General features: G+C 34.9%; 15 protein-coding genes. 1 reads left to right on the plus strand and 14 read right to left on the minus strand.

All coding sequences use genetic code 11. The features are described from left to right. Window positions 1–27 precede the first annotated feature (27 nt). From CP352_RS02995 to CP352_RS03030, 8 genes are all read right to left on the minus strand, one after another. Window positions 28–225, minus strand: coding sequence for a helix-turn-helix domain-containing protein (locus CP352_RS02995; protein WP_001909500.1), 198 nt, complete (start codon window positions 223–225; stop codon window positions 28–30). Window positions 226–227: 2 nt separating this feature from the next. Continuing rightward, window positions 228–2,150, minus strand: a complete 1,923-nt coding sequence (gene tet(W) / locus CP352_RS03000; RefSeq protein ID WP_089143419.1) for a tetracycline resistance ribosomal protection protein Tet(W) — start codon at window positions 2,148–2,150, stop codon at window positions 228–230. A 621-nt stretch (window positions 2,151–2,771) separates the two neighbouring features. Further along, on the minus strand, window positions 2,772–3,182 hold the full coding sequence (locus tag CP352_RS11110) for a hypothetical protein (RefSeq protein WP_167309361.1): 411 nt from the start codon (window positions 3,180–3,182) through the stop codon (window positions 2,772–2,774). After that, complete coding sequence (locus tag CP352_RS11445; RefSeq protein ID WP_255404449.1) at window positions 3,127–3,261, minus strand: hypothetical protein; 135 nt, start codon at window positions 3,259–3,261, stop codon at window positions 3,127–3,129. The genes CP352_RS11110 and CP352_RS11445 overlap by 56 nt, the downstream gene beginning before the upstream one ends. Window positions 3,262–3,445: 184 nt before the next feature. Then, complete coding sequence (locus tag CP352_RS03015; protein WP_081096727.1) at window positions 3,446–3,646, minus strand: YSIRK-type signal peptide-containing protein; 201 nt, start codon at window positions 3,644–3,646, stop codon at window positions 3,446–3,448. 206 nt (window positions 3,647–3,852) lie between these two features. Further along, window positions 3,853–4,431 carry a tetratricopeptide repeat protein gene (locus CP352_RS03020; protein ID WP_061204713.1) on the minus strand — a complete coding sequence of 193 codons (579 nt, stop codon included), beginning with the start codon at window positions 4,429–4,431 and terminating at the stop codon, window positions 3,853–3,855. A 40-nt stretch (window positions 4,432–4,471) separates the two neighbouring features. After that, the gene (locus CP352_RS03025) at window positions 4,472–5,044 is read right to left on the minus strand and encodes an AAA family ATPase (protein ID WP_089143423.1); all 573 of its coding nucleotides are present in this window, start codon (window positions 5,042–5,044) and stop codon (window positions 4,472–4,474) included. Between the two features lies 1 nt (window position 5,045). Then, window positions 5,046–6,074, minus strand: coding sequence for a hypothetical protein (locus CP352_RS03030; RefSeq protein ID WP_089143420.1), 1,029 nt, complete (start codon window positions 6,072–6,074; stop codon window positions 5,046–5,048). A 180-nt stretch (window positions 6,075–6,254) separates the two neighbouring features. Here CP352_RS03030 and CP352_RS03035 point away from each other — a divergent pair, with 180 nt between their 5' ends. Further along, window positions 6,255–6,467, plus strand: a complete 213-nt coding sequence (locus CP352_RS03035; RefSeq protein WP_089143421.1) for a hypothetical protein — start codon at window positions 6,255–6,257, stop codon at window positions 6,465–6,467. Window positions 6,468–6,503: 36 nt separating this feature from the next. Here the strand turns inward: CP352_RS03035 and CP352_RS03040 are convergent, their stop codons facing one another. From CP352_RS03040 to hsdR, 6 genes are all read right to left on the minus strand, one after another. Next, window positions 6,504–6,950: an HIRAN domain-containing protein gene (locus tag CP352_RS03040; RefSeq protein ID WP_089143422.1), complete on the minus strand. Its 447-nt coding sequence runs from the start codon at window positions 6,948–6,950 to the stop codon at window positions 6,504–6,506. Between the two features lie 238 nt (window positions 6,951–7,188). Continuing rightward, a complete protein-coding gene (locus CP352_RS03045) occupies window positions 7,189–10,812 on the minus strand; it encodes a hypothetical protein (RefSeq protein ID WP_098034853.1) in 3,624 nt (1,207 codons plus the stop codon). 54 nt (window positions 10,813–10,866) lie between these two features. Then, a complete protein-coding gene (locus CP352_RS03050; protein WP_089147427.1) occupies window positions 10,867–12,330 on the minus strand; it encodes a restriction endonuclease subunit S in 1,464 nt (487 codons plus the stop codon). Next, window positions 12,320–13,777 carry an N-6 DNA methylase gene (locus CP352_RS03055; protein WP_089143620.1) on the minus strand — a complete coding sequence of 486 codons (1,458 nt, stop codon included), beginning with the start codon at window positions 13,775–13,777 and terminating at the stop codon, window positions 12,320–12,322. The genes CP352_RS03050 and CP352_RS03055 overlap by 11 nt, the downstream gene beginning before the upstream one ends. Window positions 13,778–13,846: 69 nt before the next feature. Continuing rightward, window positions 13,847–15,049, minus strand: coding sequence for an ATP/GTP-binding protein (locus tag CP352_RS03060; protein ID WP_089150623.1), 1,203 nt, complete (start codon window positions 15,047–15,049; stop codon window positions 13,847–13,849). 95 nt (window positions 15,050–15,144) lie between these two features. Continuing rightward, on the minus strand, window positions 15,145–18,363 hold the full coding sequence (hsdR, locus tag CP352_RS03065) for a type I restriction-modification system endonuclease (RefSeq protein WP_089143506.1): 3,219 nt from the start codon (window positions 18,361–18,363) through the stop codon (window positions 15,145–15,147). Window positions 18,364–18,368: the final 5 nt, after the last annotated feature.

The raw sequence follows: 18,368 nt of genomic DNA on the forward strand, positions 1-18,368 counted from the left end.
TAATGACAGCCAGTGTTTGTTCTTTGTTTATCGGTCAAAGCGAAATTTGAACAGGGCGGCAATGAGCTGTTGCTTTATATGTTCCTCAACTTCGGCGTTGACTTTCCCGTGTACTTTGGAACAGTAGCGGATATATCCGGCATAGTGGGAAAGAATGGTGTCGATTGCGTCCGGGTCGCCCTCATGGGCTTTGACGATTGTTTCATAGGGGAGAAGTTTACTCATAGTCATTTCCCTATCTTCTGAAACATATAGCGCACCTTGTCCAGGCGGCTGTTTGGACGGCGGGGCTGGATGACTGGCTTGCCGACAGCGGCCTGATACCCTTTCAGTTCTGTAAGGCATACGCTCTGCCCGTTGGTGTAAGAGGCCAGATCAGTACGGTATGCCTGTATACAGCGGGCGGGAATCTCGCCAGTAAAGACAACTTCATCCTTTTTTACCTGGACCGTTTCGATGGTGGCACAGTATTTCGGTGCATCATGATAAGCCCTGGAAAGATATTCCCGGGGCGCATAGAGGGTGAAGGAGAGATAAGGTTCCAGCAGTTGCGTCCCTGATTCCTTCAATGCCTGTTCCAATACAATCGGGGCCAATGAGCGGAAGTCCGCCGGCGTGCTGACCGGACTGTAATAAAGCCCGTATTCAAAGCAAATCTTACAGTCCGTTACGTTCCAGCCGAACAAGCCCTGCTCCAGCCCGTAACGGATACCATCCCTGACAGCGTTTTGAAAACTCTGGTTCAAGTATCCCAGCGAAACCCGGCTCTCGTATTGTACACCGGAGCCAAGCGGGAGTGGTGTAACAGACAGTCCGATGGATGCCCAAAACGGGTTGGGCGGCACCTCGATATGGATGGTGTGGCTGGCTGCTTTGAGCGGCCGCTCCATATAAATGACGGTGGGTTCCTTTACCACTGTTTCAAGCTTGTATTTTTCCGACAGCAAAGCGGAAACAACCTCCAACTGCACCCGGCCCAAAAAAGAAAGAATGATCTCATGGGTGATGGAATCCACCTCGCAGCGCAAAAGCGGGTCAGTATCCGCAAGTTGCGTAAGAGCGTCCAGCAGCCGTTCTCTTTGCGCTGCCGTTTTCGGCGCAATCGACGTCCGCAGCATGGGGAGGGGGGCCTCACGCCACCTTTTACGAGGGAGCCGGGTTGGGTCCCCTAATACATCGTTTAACCTCACGCTGTCGCTGGGAAGGATAACAATTTCACCCGGATAAGCGGTGTCTGTCCGAACAATTTTCCCTTTGGATGGAATACGCATCTCTGTGATTTTCAGCTTTTCTCTCCCGGCCAGGGCCACCGTATCCCGCAGGCGCAGCGTTCCGCTGTATAGCCGTAGATAGACACGCCGCTGGCCGCAATCTGTATACTCCACCTTGAAAACGCTACCGCATAGGGCGGCGCTCCCCTGTTCCCCAATCGGTTGGAACAGCCCTGTCACCGCATCCATCAACGGTTGAATGCCAAGGCCCTTTTTGGCGCTGCCATAATAGACCGGGAACAGGGAGGCGTCTTGAACCCGCCGCTGTTCCTCCCGCACAAGTTTTTCCCGGCTGATTGGTTCTCCTGCGATATACTTTTCCAATAATTTATCGTTATTTTCGATGACCGCATCCCATGCTTCTATGTCGGTATTTTCCTCCAGGACTATTTCCGGGGACAGCGACACCGTCTGCTTGATGATAATATCGGCGGAGAGCTTATCCCGAACAGACTGAACCACGCTCTGCAAATCAACGCCAGCCTGGTCGATCTTGTTGATAAAGATAACGGTGGGAATGTTCATTTTCCGCAGGGCATGGAACAGAATACGGGTCTGGGCCTGCACGCCATCTTTAGCGGAGATCACCAAGATGGCCCCATCTAAAACAGCCAAAGAGCGGTACACCTCCGCCAAAAAATCCATGTGGCCGGGCGTATCCACAATGTTGACTTTACATCTGTGCCACTGGAAGGAAGTGACTGCCGCTTGAATGGTAATCCCACGCTGCCGCTCCAAAAACATGCTGTCCGTCCTCGTTGTCCCTTTTTCGACGCTCCCCGGTTCTGAAATGGCTCCGCTGGCATATAGCAGGCTCTCCGTCAAGGTCGTCTTTCCAGCGTCTACATGGGCAAGAATTCCAATATTGATTATTTTCATGTGATTGTCCTCCCTTTACTGCCCCGAAGGGCATAAAAAAATCCCCAGCAGTAAAATACTTTTACCACTGGGGATGATAATTTGCGGACATACACATATACAGCATACACCTGTTTGTGAGTGCTGTATATGTGTATGTCAAAATTGATAAGGCAAAAGTATTCTTAAATTGGGTACAAAAAACTAAGCCCCTACAAAAGGGACTATCATAATCCTTTGTTCCCACTATTTGATTATAGTTTTATTTAAGAATACCTTGCCGCATATTTTTTACTCCTTTTCTGGAATTGAATTAATTATATCACATCAGTTTTAGGAAAACAAGTATCTAAAAGAAATTTTTCTTCCCCTTATATGTAACAATCATACCGGCTTCCTAACGTTCAGAATGGTTTCTACTGTCTGCTGCGGTGTTTGGTTGGAATTGTCCAGCCAAAAGCCGATCCGTGGTGTTGTCTGCATTTTACTAAATACAAATTCAATGTATACAGAAAGAAATATATAAGGAGTGGGAGGGATTCCGCCGTAGTCGGCATTGTAGGAAAATCCAAAAGTTTAGATTTTCTCAAAATGCTTATCTTTTGGTCTTTGGTTCGGAATAGTGTAGTGCTGGCGGTCTATCTATTGTTTTCGGTTGCTTGCTTCTTTACCGTACATGAGCATTACTTCATCTAATGTCGCAGTTCTCGTTAGCGTTATCAATTGACTAGCATCAATGGTATTGCCATCAGGTCTGACTACCGTAATTTGACGTTTGATCATTTCGTTTAAATCATTTTGACTAACACCAGTTAGATAATTCTTACTTGGATTATCTGGCAACTTATCAGTTGACTGCTTTGGATCATTTGGTGTGATAACTATTACTTTATGCTTCAAATGAATATCAATTGGATCATTGTCAGAAGCTTTAAATTTATAGCTGGTTGGTAACATACTTACTAATTCATAACCTGCGGGGATGATAAAGTCACCATCATGATAGGTTAGTTTCTTCAGCTTGGCCTTGACCGATTTCTGCCTTATTAGCATTGGCATCCTGGTTAGGCTGAACTTCGATTGGCTTAGCAGTTGCACTAGGCTGCTCTACCCCCATTTTGAGTTTGAACATTAGAATTTTTTACTTTGCTTTCAGCTAATTGTCTAGCTTTAATAGTTGATTCGGGTTTAGAGACTGTCAAATTATTTTCTGTATGATTTTCAACAGAATTATCTGCAGTATTATCGTTTTCTTGAGAAGTTGGTTCAGCAGCCTTACCAGAAACATCATCTGTTTTATCTTTATTTAAACCAGCTTACACAGAAGAATCTGCTTTCTTCTGTACTACTTTCGCAGTTTGCACACCGCTATCTACCGTACTTGCTTGTACAGTATTTGTATTAATCGCACCAACGTAAAACAAAGTTGATAACAACACTGAAGTGACACCGATAGATAATTTACGTATTCCAAAATGCTGAACTTGATCCGCATTTTGCTGTAATTTATTTTTCAGTGTTTTCTTTCATGTCAAAGTCATATCAATCATTCTTCCTTATGTATTAATAAATTTTTCACATCATTATCTAGCAATTGTTATTATAATCTTGTTTGTAGTTATCGTATCAATGAAACATAACACAAAAGCTTTGGTCTTATTTTTAATAAAATTTCAGATTAAAAAAGCCGCGTCCGGTTTAGGGATGCGACTCGTCGATGTTATTAATTTTTTAAATATTCATCTAGTCTTTGTAAAATCTCAGCTCTTAGTGATTCAATTCTCTTAGCTATTGATTGCCACATGAATTTATCTTCAAAGCGGTCACAATAAGAGTAATATTCAGCTTCATTTATGTATTCTAATGCAGATAATGGATCTTCATCTGTACCATACCCTTTGTACAAACATAGCGCTAAACGATAATAAATATCTGATTTAATATCATCATCAATACCAGATTTATTAGCAAAATCTTCTGCTTTGATATAGTACTCAAGAGCCAAGTTGTAATTTTGTTTTATTGCATCTCCATAGAAGTAACTATCTCCTACTTTATAACAGGCTTCTGCACTACCGTCATCTGCGGCAATCTTAAAGCAGTAAAACGCCTTCTTGTAATCACGCTTCCCTGTACGACCATATTCATAAATATAGCCCAAATTACAGATAGCTTGAGTGTTACCTAGCTTTGCTGCATATTCATAATATTTTTGTGCTTTTAGGTAATCACCATTGCGGTAGGCCTCAGCGCCTATATCTAATAATTTATTTGATTTTTGGAATTTATCGTCTTCATCCATTATTCTGTCCTGATTATATCAAAATCTCTGAAAAACATGTTTATCGATAATTTAACACCATATCGATTATATCCTGTGCTTGCTGCAAATCTGCAGAACTGATCACTTTGACTTTATCTGGTATTTTAAAATCTTTATGATAATCAACAAATCGTTTAATTATATCCATATTCACCGAATATTCTCGATCATGATTGCGCTGTGCAAGAATTTTTAAGGCATGATTCAAAGACTTTTCACTGAATGGATCTTTAGAATTCAGCAATGGCTTAAAACAATCAATGACATATACTTGATAATCGACTGGCACTCTTTTCAGAATATCGCTGATTGGATTGAATCCATGACCAGCCAGATTCGTATTATCTATGACAGTTGGCAACTTATTCTGCAAACGTGTGTCTAGTTCTTCATAAAAAATATGCCATACAATTGATTCTGTTTGCGGGACAAAATTTATCTGAGTGTGACCATTATTAGAATTGATCCCATTTAGGCGAATTCTAATTTCATCTCCAGAAATAGTATAGTTTTGTAAATTATTCATCTTAATAAAACTAGATTTACCAGACGCTTGTGGTCCTAGCATTAAGATTAAAGGTATCTTCTTCATTTTATTGGTCATCCTGATAGAATAAATCTCTAAATTTCTTGTGTTTATACTGTTGTGCAAGTTGCGGTGTCTTCCAAGCAACACTATTTGTCCATAGTCCTGCACCCTCACCAATAACTACAACTGACTGACCGTTTTCAGTATGAGCACCATAATAAATACCATCACCAGCACCTTGCATCCAGGTACGGACATTCAAGTAATCAATGTTATGGATCTTCTTCCCTATCATCTGTGCCATGCCCCAATTCTTAGTAGCATTTCTATAAGACTTGGACATGTCGCTATATAAATGCTCGTTAGCAAATTTAACGTTAATTTTATGTAACTCTAGTGAACTGTAGCCATCATTGATTTTATTTTGACTAATCTTAATAGTTTCTAGTTTGTCATCATCAGCAGGATAAGTATACCAAGTTCCTTGTAGTTCTTTTGGGACATTTAATAGTCCATCATCTCCAGGCAAGTTAGATTTTTTACCAGTAGAATTCGGAGAAGCATTATTAGAATCTGAACGTTCATCGTTAACTTTGGCATTTTTAGCCAAGCTATTCACCAACTTATCTGAATCCCGTTTATTCAAATAAGCAATCATTTCTTTCATAGTAACTGATTCTAGCTTTTTACCATTTAAAAAGAGATAATAAATATTTTTACCATTTATTTGTTTCAGAGTATATCCTGCATTTTCTGAAACCATGTAGGCTACTCCGCTACCTTCATTCATATATGAATAATCTGATTGATTCTTCAAATCAACTTCGATCCCATTTTGCTTGCCATTAAGCAAGACTTTATTCCAACTGCCAGAGTAACGATTACCTGCATATGCAACTACAACTGCAACAGTTTTTTGTGGAGTTAAGTCCTGAGCAGATAAATGCCCCATTCTTGTAGGCTTTTGATTATTTTTAGCAGTTTTTATAGTTGCATTTTTCTTTGGTGCAGTATTTTGCTTAGAGTTTTGACTGCATCCCGTCAAAGCTAAGCCCACTAATAAAACTAACGATAGTTTCCCGATTTTTTTCATTTCATCCTCAACTTTCTAATCAACAATATTTTATCATTATTTAGCCTCCAAAAAGTGTTCGGGGAAAATGTTTCTAGTTCATTATACTTTCAGTCATTTAAGCACTACAATAGGGATGTACAGGAGTATAGCCAAAGTAACTGCAATTCTAAATAATCGAATAAAGGGAAGGAAGATTTCATGAAATATCTATCAAGAAATCAAGCAGAGCAATGGCTGAATCAACATACGCTTTACGGTCAAAAGAAAAAGGTTTTTACCAATAAATTTATGAGAACGTTAAAGAATAGCTATCGTTTGCTTCCTGATAAAGATAGCATCTTCGGCAAGAAATATAGCATGCGCGAATTAAAAGAATATGCGAATGATGTAAATCCTAGACAAATCGCTTAAGCAAAAAGGGCACCACTTCAATGTGATGCTCTTTTATTATGCTCTCATGTAAACTTTCACTACAAGATACAAACGCTTGCCGTCCCAATGAAAAGTCTTGGTTTTGCCAAACAAAAGATTACCTTCATCCATCAAACGACTTAAGATCAAATTGTTGCTTCTAGGTAAGTACCCTAGCTTAAGTCCACCAGTTGTGTATACGCTAATTGCGTGTTCGTCAAATTCATTATTGGGCTCACGCATTAAAGCTAGCGGATCATTTTCATGCAACTTTGGCACAACATGATCCGCTAGATCAAGATACTGACTACCAGCTAATTCACAACCATATAGAAAAACGTCACGTGCGTTGCTGGAATTACTATATTGAAGCCGCTTGAGTTCGTCCACTTGCGTTTGCAACTTTTCGACCTGATCAAGTAAGTCTTCAAAAATATCTTGTGGTGGAACATGGATAGTATCGTTAGGATTGTGGAATTGCATGAGTATTGGTCCTTTCTAAGGTTAAACTTTGGCTTGAAATTTATTTTTTCATATCAGTTACTTTTTATAATATTTAAACTATGCCTTCGTACTTGATTTACTCTAGTGGCCGAATTGATTCAGGAAAAGATAATGTGTTATTTAATCGCATACATGTAGAAGGCATTCGATTAGCCGTGATTTAATTGCAATATTTTAGAACTTATCATTTTACATAAAACAAATAGTATTCTAAATATTACTCACTCTTTTTAAACCAATTATCAAAACTTTTTAGAAAAATATACTTTTGAGTTCTTTTTTTCTTAAATGTTTGTGGTACAGCATCATACAGCTGCCTTAATTCGGCTCCATATTCTTTTCTCAATTCTTGGTTAGATACTTGGTGTTTACCATCGATTTTCCATGAATCAATAAAATCGGAATCGTTAAATAGCATTTTACTAATTTCTTGTTTGGTAAACTGATTTTTAAATTGTGGCTTACTAAATATAGTTTTTAAAATTATCGCCTTGATATCCAAATTATTTACCACTGCTATAACTTCCCGTATTACGTTTACACTTGAGGTATATCTAGCCAGTAAGCTCAATACTTTATTTGAAATTTCAACCTGGCTCCATCCCACTTGAGGATCAGTTTTTTTTGCATCCTCATCAATAAGTTCAACCCATTTTTTAATAAATCTTGTATCTTCAACACAAGACATAACAAAACTCCATTGCCTATTGTAAAAGAAGTAAGGGATAGTATTTATGGATTCAAATTTTAAAGCATATTTTTTAGCCATATCTCGATAATTATCATATAAAGCATCAAAGATTTGATCATTATAAATAATTTTTTTATTCTTTAAAAGTTGATGTAAAAATGTATTATTATCAAACTGTTTTTCTTTAATTAAATCTACTAAATGTAAATCTTTAAGTAATAATCTTTCTTTAACTTGATTATTAAAGTCTTCTTTGGTGTCTAAATATACATTTAATACTTTTAAATATTTTTCTGGATCTAAATCATCTTCTTTTTTCTGTTCTTGTATAAGCTCAGTAAGAGATACTATATCATCATAAGTAGCATTTTTTTCATTAGAATAATATTCAAAAATATTCTGCTTAACATATTCCTTAGAAATAGAAAGTGTAGCTACTACCTTATTTAAAAACAGGGATAGATTATGATTAGCTAGGCTAGTAAAAATAATTTTAAAATTAATATTATTTTCCTGATACCATTTATAAATAATGAATTGTTTTAACTTTTCAATAGAGTAGTTTGCAACAAATAATAGATTAGGATAGTCATATTTTGTTTGACACTTAAAAATTTGTATCAATTTATCTTCGGCTAAAACTAAAAGTTCATTTTCAAACTGTTTATTTTCAAAAATTTTTTGTTCTTTTAAAGGGTTAAATATTTCAGTGGAGAAATCTGGATTAGCTAAGCAACTTAAAAGTTGACGTGCTAATTGTTTTTTTAGATCACCATCTGTACTGCTAAATACATCTTTATAATACGTCTTCCAGCTTTTAGAAATACTAGTAAATAATGCATCTAAATTAACACTTTTTCCAACTAAAATTTCTATAGTAGTCAAAATAAATTGAGGCTGATCTTTCTTATAAGCTGATTTGACCAGTACATCTAAATATTCCACTTTATTATTTTCTATTGCAAAAAATGCGAGTACATCAGGAGAATATGCATACTGGTATGTATTAACGGAGTCATCAAGTAAATTAATTTCTTTAATAACTCTATTTACTCGTAGTAAACGGTAATTAGGAGTATTTATACTTTGATGATTATTAACTATCCTTACAAAATGTTCTTCAGCACTAGTAAGACTATATGGATCGGGAGAAATATAGTCTGTATAATCAAATTCAATAAGTCCTTGTTTTACTAAATATTCTAAAACTGGATGATCTGTGATGAATTTAAAATTTGCATTAGTAATTTCATCATTATTGTTTAGGTATTCTACAAATAAGTCCTTGATTTCTAAACTAAATATTTCTTCTTGAATTTTTTCATTTTTATTTTCTAATTTCTTTTTAGATTCTTTCCATTTTAAAAGACTTTCATTACCAGTAGTACCTTTTAATAAATAAGACCGAAATATACTTTTTTCAATTTCATTTAAATTTTTAATGTCGTGTGAATGCCCCCAATAATCTTCATATTTAAGTTCATTATCAAAGGCTTCCTTCCAGAATTCATGAATATTATCAATTCCATCTTCAGCATCATAATATGTATCATTTTCTTTAACTACATGATTAGTAGTGTTATTTATTAGTTCTTTAAGCCTAATTTGCATAAGTATATCTACATCAGTAATTAATTCTGATTCTAGTTGCTTTATATCAAAATTTAAACTATCTATCTTTTTATTGTTCTCTTCTGTTTTTTTATTCAAAAGTTCTAATCTAAAATCATCAATACCATTAATAAAACACTCAATACCTGACTTTTTCCCCGACGCCAAATTATCAAAGTCTTCTGGAAATTCATTTTTGTATACAATCATAGCAAGTACTTTATTAATGGCATTTGGAGTACCACCTTGATCTGGATCAAATATTTTTAATGGTAATTCAGAAAAATAAAAATAAGTTTCTGATATTATATTTTTTATTTCTCTTGTATCAGAAATATATAAACCTATACCTCTTAAGTAATTTTCTTTTATTTTTATATTTTTATTTTTCTTTTGCTCTAATTCGTTATCTCTTTCTTTAAAATAATTTACTTTCTTATTATTGCTAGTTATTAGCTTATATTGTTCACTTTCATAAATAAAAGTCTTACTTGAATCACGATAACTATGAATAGGAAAAATTGGTATAATAAAATCAAAGAATTTTGCTTTAAGTGCGGCCGGATTAGTATCAGAATTTTCAACATCAAAAACCTTATCTTTTAATGAATAAATAAAAGTTATATTAGCGCCGTCTTTATTAAGGTTGTTATTTAATTCACGTAACTTTTGGAAAATTAATGGGTTTTTAAATCGATCTAAATCTTCAAAAATCACAATTCTGGTATTATTCTGCTTAAAGTAGTACTGTAATTCATCACCATAATAATTAAATAAATCTAATACCTCTACATCTTTTTCCTCAGAATCACCTGTTAATTCTAAGGGTCCCATTTTAGTAGTAGCATGCAATTTAATCTTTCCCAAAGTACGTATCAAAAAACTAAATAAAATGAAGCTACCAATACTAAGTATAAGAAATGAAATACTTTGAAAAAAATGATTATTCCATATCCATAATGAATTCAACCACCTAAATTTAGATTTATCTCCATAAATCCGCACAATATAACCAAATAAAAATACAAAATACACAAAGCTTATCAATATAGACAATAAACTATGGGTCCTTAGTCTATTTAAATTAGAATCAGGATACTTTTTATAATTAGGTTTGTAAAGGAGTTGTTCAATTATACTTTTTTCTAACTGTGCTTCAAGTTCTGCTTTCTCTACTGATTGATCATTATATTCTGTACTATCTTCTTTGCCAGTTATATCTGTAGTAATATTAAAGAAATTAGGAATATTTATAAACTCATAATCTTTTATAGCTGATAGTAAATTAGGTCTAAAAAATAGGTCCTGTTTAATTTTATTTAATTTAAAAATTAAATGATTAGTATACCGAATGCCTAATTTATATCGTAATTCTCGTTTTTTGAAATAACTTTTTAAGATAGTAGTTTTACCTGAATCATATGGTGCTGTTACTGCTATATTTTTAATATTAGGATCACTAATTAATTCATCTAATTTTTGGGAATAAATTAAAGGTACATATGCATCGTCTTTTGCATTTAAATTTCCTTGTTTCATATTTTTCACTTCCTAGATATAGTTTTTATACCATTTTACAGTCTATACTAACGTCTAAAAGTTATGAATGATAGTAGCTAATACTCTTATTTTTTGACTAATTTTAGTTTGCTCTTTCAAAGGAGGCAATGGAATAATTGTTTGGCTAAACTTAGTACCTGAAATTTCTTTAAATGTTGTTCCTGACGCACGATTATTCATATCTGATACGGAATTTTTTAGAGCAAAATATATAAACTCTTCACTAATATCTTTATATAAAGATACAGATTTGCATCCCTGATTAGTAGTATATTCAAAAGGAACTATATTTACATAGCCTATAGGTGCACGGCTTGAAACGACTAAAGAATTTTTAGGTATTAAGTGAGCTGACGATTTCTCAAGTCCTAAATTATTAATTCTTTTAACACTTTCACTATTAAATATCATTTGATCTTTACACTTGGCCATAACTGCTGGGGTTATCCAAGGAATTGTTCCATTTATCCAATAAGATTTTTCTGAAGTTTTAGGTGTCCCACCCGAGGTAATAGCTCCTATGTCCCCCAATCTAACCCATTCCCAACTATCAGGAATATCAAACGGCTTTTCATCATCAGTGATCGGAGGCAACGGCTTGCTCTTCTTGATCTTCTTTTCCTTGATCATCTTCCGCTTCTCAGCCTTAATCTTCTCTAGCAAAACACTAGCTGGCTCATCATGGGGATCTTGCTCGACTAATTTTCCGCGCATTGCCAAATCCAGCACCTTCGACTTCATCAAAGTCTGAAGTTTTGCGTATTGTTGAGTAGAAGATTCGACTTTGCGAAGCAAAGCGAATAGCTGCGCTATTTTAGCAGCGATTCGACTTTGCTCTTCAAGTGGTGGAAGTGGAACAAGAGTTTCTTTCAACTTTTTTGAATTAATTGTTGGTACAGCAGATCCTTTTACAAAGTCTTTTATGTCCAAACTTAAAAATAGATAGAATATGAACTTGTGATTTAAGTCATTGTATGGTATTAATCCCCCAGTATTAAGATCAACCAATGAATCTTGAGTCAAAATTCTTTTTTTTGCGGTTAATATAGCTCCACCGTTTTTAGGAAAAATAATTGTATTTTTAGGCATTACTTGTCGGCTATATTTTTCTCCAACCCAATTTTTCGCGTTTTCCATATATAAGTTATTATTATTCATATCTTTAACCTTAAAGTATGGATAAATATTATCACTACTTATGTCTTCTTTCTTGGGAGTTTTTCCATTTTTTAGTAAACCTACATCCCCAAACCTAACCCATTCCCAACTATCAGGAATATCAAAGGGCTTTTCATCATCAGTAATCGGAGCAAGCGGCTTACTTTTCTTAATCTTCTTTTCCTTAATTAGCTGTTCTTTTTCAGCCTTGATCTTCTCAAGCAATACACTAGCTGGCTCATCATTGGGATCCTGTGGTACCAGTTTCCCGCGCATGGCCAAATCCAAGATTTTTTCTCTTAAAGCCTGTGCATCAAAATCTAAAGTATTAGTCTTCATCGTCAATTCCTTCTAATGCCTTATTAAGTTCTGCAATTGCATCCCTAATCGCCTTAGATTTATCGTTCATCTCATCTAAGATTTCTTTCAATGAACGATCATCATGCTCTTCTTCATCATTCATCCAAGAAATATCAAGGCTAGTATTAGGACGCTTCAAAATTTCATCAATCGTAAACTTGCGCCATCTACCATTAGGATTTTTATCTTTATCCCAAGTTTCTTTTCTCTTTGAACGATCATCAACACAGAATAACTTCTCAAATTCCGCAAAGTCCTTATCATTCAATGGATTACGCTTACCAAATGACCGCATCTGGTGACGCATATCATAAATCCATGTTTCCTTGGTATTATCCTTGTCATTTTCACCACGAGTAAAGAATAATACATTTGTCTGCACACCTTGAGCGTAGAAAATCCCAGTAGGCAATCTCAAAATAGTATGCAAATTACACTTGTTGAGCAAGTCTTTTCTAATTGCTTCACCAACGCCATCTGCAAACAATACATTATCTGGCACAACTACGGCTGCTCTAGCTTTACCATCGTGCTTAAGTGAATTGTAGATAATTTGCAAGAAGTTAAGTTGCTTGTTTGAAGTCTCAAAGGTAATATCGTCACGAGTTGCGGACTTATCGTTATCAACACCTTTTTTAGTACCAAATGGTGGATTCGTTAATACTACATCAAAGTTCTTCATCCAATTACCATTAGATGATAAAGAATCCCCTAAATCTAATCGCCCATTCATACCATGAAGATACTGATTCATTAAGGCTAATCGGTGGGTAGTTTCAACAAGTTCCATTCCTGAGAAAGCTTCATTAACTTGAAACTCACCTTTTTCTTCAGATAAAGATGAGTAGTCATCATTTTTATCTTTAAGATACTGATCAGCTGCTACCATAAATCCAAAGGTACCAGCAGCCGGGTCATTACAACGATCTCCTAATTTAGGCCGTGTCATTCTTACCATCATATTAATCAATACACGTGGTGTAAAGTATTGACCAGCTCCGGACTTAACTTCATTTGCATTCTTTTCCATCAAGCCTTCATAAAGATCACCTAAACCCTCATCTCTAGCTGACCACCAATCTAGGCCATCAATATCTTTAATAATCTTTTCTAGACTTGCTGGCTTATGAATTGAAGTAGATGCATCTGCATAGATTGCGTTAATTCTAGAACTTTTAACAACTTGAGGATTACCTAAATCAAGTAACAATTGCTTATAGAAGTTACTTAATTCTAAGCCGTCCTTTGAAACAAGGTTATCCCAACGGTATTTTTCTGGAATATCGTTCTCTTCACCTTGTTCTTTGCTCATTTTTAAGAACAATATATAAGTTAATTCAGTAATGTAGTCTTGGTAACTAACACCATCATCCCGCAGGACGTTACACTCATTCCACAACTTTTGAACGATTTCTTGATTTTTCACTTGGGTTTGCTCCTTTGTTTTGTATCAATTTTATTATTTTACCAAATATTAGTTTGGACTACATAACTTTTATTTACTTAATATGCTACACAGGCCATCTATATTTATTACAGGCATAGCACCAAATTTTCCTTGTAAATATCTTTTAGCAAAAGAAATATCATGTCGACCTATATTGCGTGCGTCTTCAAAATCAAAAACTGATTTTAGATTACTTATCCCATGAAAATCTTTATCAATTAAATAGATTTGATCAATTCTTAAATCATTATCCATTAATTGTACATTATGTGTAGTAACTATAAACTGATTCAGGCTTTCCTTTGAATTAAAGATCTTTACTAATGCACTAGCTAGTTCAATATGAAATGCTTTACTAAAATCATCCATAATTATAGTTTTATCATTGCCCTCATTTTGAGCAAATACTATACTTAATACAATTTGTAGAATTTGCTGTAAGCCTGTAGACTCATTAGCTAGTTTAATTTCTTTTAAACCAATAATTTTATTATGATCGTAAATCTTATGAACTATATATATTCTTTTTAATAAATGATATGGCTCATCCTTAAGTCTAATATTATAAATATTAAGATCAGCAAAATTTAGAAAAGATACGATTTCTTTTCTAAAGGCTTTATTTTCCAGTTGGCTCAAAAATTTTTCTTGATTAAACATTGCAAGATTATCATGAATAAATAGCAAATCATCAGCAAACCACTTATAGATAGCAATACAATCTGCATCATTTTCAGATTGTGCTAAATATAGGAATAAAGAATTATCTCTAAGCTTAGGAATGCTGTCTTCCAAAAGCTTGTTAGAAATTTGAATGTCATTTCCATTTCGAGAAAAAATTTCTTTTTCCTTATTACCACTAATTAAGGTTAATGCTTCACTGGTAATGCTCTCCCGATTGTAACTAAATGAATAGTCATAGATCTTGTTCTTTAACTCAAGCTTCACTTCAAAGTAAGTATCTTCAATCTTGGACTTTTCATCAAACAAAAAAGGATAATAATTTAACTTATCAGTTACGGCTTGAGTTGGACGTGTTACTATTCCTTCCATTGTTTGTAAAGCTTGAATCAATTGAGACTTACCTGAACCGTTTGGACCAAATAACAGTAAGCTTTTTAATAATGATGGATTTTTACTTGAGAAAGTATTAGTTTCTTTCAATTTACGTAGTCTATTGCCTGTCTCTGCAGACAAGGTAGTGCGCTCTTTAAAAGAAGCATAATTTTTAACAGTGAACTCGATTAACATATTGTATTCCTCCGTGTTAATTTAAGTTTAGCACACGCCCTTTCTTATCACAACTTTTCGTGATTAAAAGCAAAAAAATGCCAGTAATGGCATTTTTAAACATATAAATTCTCATTCAACACGTAAATAATCTGATCAGCATTTTCTGGAAAGATCTTCTTAATTTGCTTATAACCCCCGTGACGTTTAAAGAAATAGTTATCATCAAAGGCTTTCTCAGCATTTGGCCCCAATACAGTAGATGAAATTAATTGGTTCTCAATTCTCTTCAACCATTTCTTTTGAGGAATAGTCCAATCAGCTAAGCCATAAACTTTTTGCATAGCATTATGAATTCTGACGTCATGATCAATTAGCTCAGATCCAGCCGCAGCTTGTCTAATGAAGCTGATAATATCAGCAGTAGTCTGAACATGGTTAACGTTCTTCCATGCACTTTGCAAATCATTTTCTTTAAAACCATTTTGCTCTAGCTTAAGTTTAATATTTTTGAGTTCATCAAAAGTTAAATCCTTCGGTCTAGTAGCTACAACTTGTAAGGCTGGAATAGTATTGACATTTTCCTTAACGAATTTATTGAAGTTTTCAATATAATCCGCTGGTTTTTGATTGCCATGCCCATAACCTCGACTTACATTAACTACCTTGTCTACTGCGTCTGATATTATTTGCTTGGATTTGACTGGGCTAATGTGGTCTAACTGCTCAAACTTAGGCCATTGCTTTAAAAAATGGGCCTTATCTAACTTACTTAATTCACGGGCCCATTGATCAACCGAATTAATTTCAGCCAGATGTTGGAACTCATCACGTTTAGTAGCATCCAAGCGCTTAATTTTTCTCTCAACTGCACCAGCCATATCTACTTGATACTGAGCGGAATCCTCATTTGTCTCAAAGAAATCATCCTTGTGATTTAAGAAGTAGTGAACATTATGTCCTGGATTTTTAACAACAGGCTTCATGTTTGTCACTTTATTCATTGCTTCATAGATTCCGACAGCATCATAAATCGTAAATTTGGATTTATTAATTTCGGGACAAAGTCTCGTTGCCCGTCCCAACATTTGCTCATAGAGGATTCTTGATTGAACTCTTCTTAAGAAGACAATACTAGTAATTTGTGGTACATCAATTCCCGTAGTTAGCAAGTCTACAGTTACTGCAATATTGGGGTTGGTTTCGTTCTTAAAGTTTTTAATTTCTTGATTAGGATGCCGAATTGAACCAGTAATTTTTTCGATAGCATCGTCATCTACAGGATTACCCACTTTTTTGAATGCTTTTTTTAATAAGTCAACAACCATATCAGCATGTTCATCAGTTGCCGCAAAGATTAAAGTTTTACCTAAATTTGGATCACTTGGATCAAGATATCTTTGAGCTAATTCATCACAAACTACTTCATTAAAGCTACGTGTGATAACTCTCTTATTAAAGTCTTTTACATCAAAATTCATATTATCAGGTAATTTTTCTTTATTGATAGTTTTTTCATCCTGATCAAAAAGACTAACTTCGGCACCCTTTTTAAAATGAATCCCTTCTTGAGATAATTGAGTTTGAATAATTACTGGTGCATCATGGTCCACTAGCCACCCATCAAGGACAGCTTGTTGGTAGCTATACGAATACACCGGTTTGCCAAAAATATCAATCGTTTGTAAAGCTGGCGTAGCAGTCATTCCGATAGCAGTCGCATCAAAATAATCAACTACACGTCTATATTGACTAACATAATCTTCTTGACTATAGAATTGATATTCTTTATCGCTGAGCTCTTTATCTTCTGCATAACCACGGTGAGCTTCATCAACAATAATGAAATCATATTGACCAACGGATGGCTTATCATCACTGTCTTCACTGAAAAATAGGCGTTTGATCATCCCCTGAACCGTTGCAATTTGAATTTTTGTTGATATTTCAGGTGCCTTATCACTCAATTCCTTTAATCCATAAATGGAAGAAATTGACATCGTACCTATTTTATTATCTTTAATTGCATTGGCAGTCTGCTTTCCCAATGAATTACGGTCAACTAGGTAAAGAATACGTCTAGCTCTCTTATGCTTAAGTAGTCTGTACATTAAAGCAATTGCCGTTCTAGTTTTACCAGTACCTGTTGCCATGGCAAGCAGAATACGCTTTTTTCCATCTTTGATGGCATTTTCCATCGCTTGAATTGCAGCGATTTGATATTCACGATGTGCAAAATCAGGAAAATCTTGATCATCTACCAAGTCTTGATTTGCTTCTTCTTTATTTTTAGCAGAAAGCTTCAACGATAAATCTTCTGGCTTATGAAATTCCTCAAGAGCATATGCGCTTTCTTTAGGATTATGTGCATCCCAAAACCAAATACCAGATTTTTCCTGATATTGTTTAAGATATGGACGACCATTTGCAGTATAGATGAATGGAACTTTGTAATCACCCATTTCATTTGAAACTAGACGATAATCTGATCTAAACGGTACCTCTTTAGAATATTCCTTAGGCTGTGCCATTTGCCCTGCAATATCTTGGTCCCACTTTTTGGCCTCAACAATTCCGTAGAACTTCAAACCTTTGAATAATGCATAATCTGCTCGCTGACCATTAGGTAGAACCCATTCAGCAATTGCCATATTGTGACCTTTTTGCGGTTCAGTTTTCTGCGTCCAATTGTTCAATTTTTGTGAATCTACTTCCCAGCCCGCATCTCGCAATTGTTGATCAATTAACTGACGTGTTTCTGCTTCAGTTAACTCATGTTTTTTAGCAAACTGAACGTTAATCTGGCGTCTGCGTTCACGCTCTTCAGGAGAAATTATGACTTCCTGCACCCTATTTTGTTGTAATTGCTTTATCTTTTCTTCGAGAGCTTTGATTTTATCTTCTTGAGTTTTAATTAAAGCTTTTTGATCTTGTGGCTCAACATAATCTGCAACTTCATCCAGAGAATAAACTTCTAAAAACCATTTCCATACCAAATAAGCACTCTGATCAATTTCAAGCGCAATCTTTTTGGTAGCAATAAAATGATCGTCATGCGCTGCCTTGTTCCGTCTTAACCTGATCAAATTAAGAGCATTCAAAACAGTAGGTGGATATTCATTCTTAGAATATGCCATTTTTTCAATTCGTTGTTTTTGGTTTAATTCCCAATCACCTAAATCATCCAAATGCATGATTTCCTTAGTTAATTGCTCACCAAAAGTTCCGAAAACTGTCAAACTACTTCTAGGATCAGAGTAAATTAAGCTTTCAGCGCTGGAAGCCAATTTTGCGTATTCTTGATAATCTTTTTGTGAAGTTTCAAAGTTAGACATTGTTT

The organism is Lactobacillus sp. UMNPBX1, assembly GCF_002554085.1.
GTDB lineage: Bacteria > Bacillota > Bacilli > Lactobacillales > Lactobacillaceae > Lactobacillus > Lactobacillus crispatus.

Coding starts and splice junctions, on each gene's coding strand:
- CP352_RS02995 (WP_001909500.1), bottom strand. CDS start 225: ATGAGTAAACTTCTCCCCTATGAAACAATCGTCAAAGCCCATGAGGGC.
- CP352_RS11110 (WP_167309361.1), bottom strand. CDS start 3,182: ATGCTAATAAGGCAGAAATCGGTCAAGGCCAAGCTGAAGAAACTAACC.
- CP352_RS11445 (WP_255404449.1), bottom strand. CDS start 3,261: ATGTTCAAACTCAAAATGGGGGTAGAGCAGCCTAGTGCAACTGCTAAG.
- CP352_RS03020 (WP_061204713.1), bottom strand. CDS start 4,431: ATGGATGAAGACGATAAATTCCAAAAATCAAATAAATTATTAGATATA.
- CP352_RS03025 (WP_089143423.1), bottom strand. CDS start 5,044: ATGAAGAAGATACCTTTAATCTTAATGCTAGGACCACAAGCGTCTGGT.
- CP352_RS03030 (WP_089143420.1), bottom strand. CDS start 6,074: ATGAAAAAAATCGGGAAACTATCGTTAGTTTTATTAGTGGGCTTAGCT.
- CP352_RS03035 (WP_089143421.1), top strand. CDS start 6,255: ATGAAATATCTATCAAGAAATCAAGCAGAGCAATGGCTGAATCAACAT.
- CP352_RS03040 (WP_089143422.1), bottom strand. CDS start 6,950: ATGCAATTCCACAATCCTAACGATACTATCCATGTTCCACCACAAGAT.
- CP352_RS03045 (WP_098034853.1), bottom strand. CDS start 10,812: ATGAAACAAGGAAATTTAAATGCAAAAGACGATGCATATGTACCTTTA.
- CP352_RS03050 (WP_089147427.1), bottom strand. CDS start 12,330: ATGAAGACTAATACTTTAGATTTTGATGCACAGGCTTTAAGAGAAAAA.
- CP352_RS03060 (WP_089150623.1), bottom strand. CDS start 15,049: ATGTTAATCGAGTTCACTGTTAAAAATTATGCTTCTTTTAAAGAGCGC.
- hsdR (WP_089143506.1), bottom strand. CDS start 18,363: ATGTCTAACTTTGAAACTTCACAAAAAGATTATCAAGAATACGCAAAA.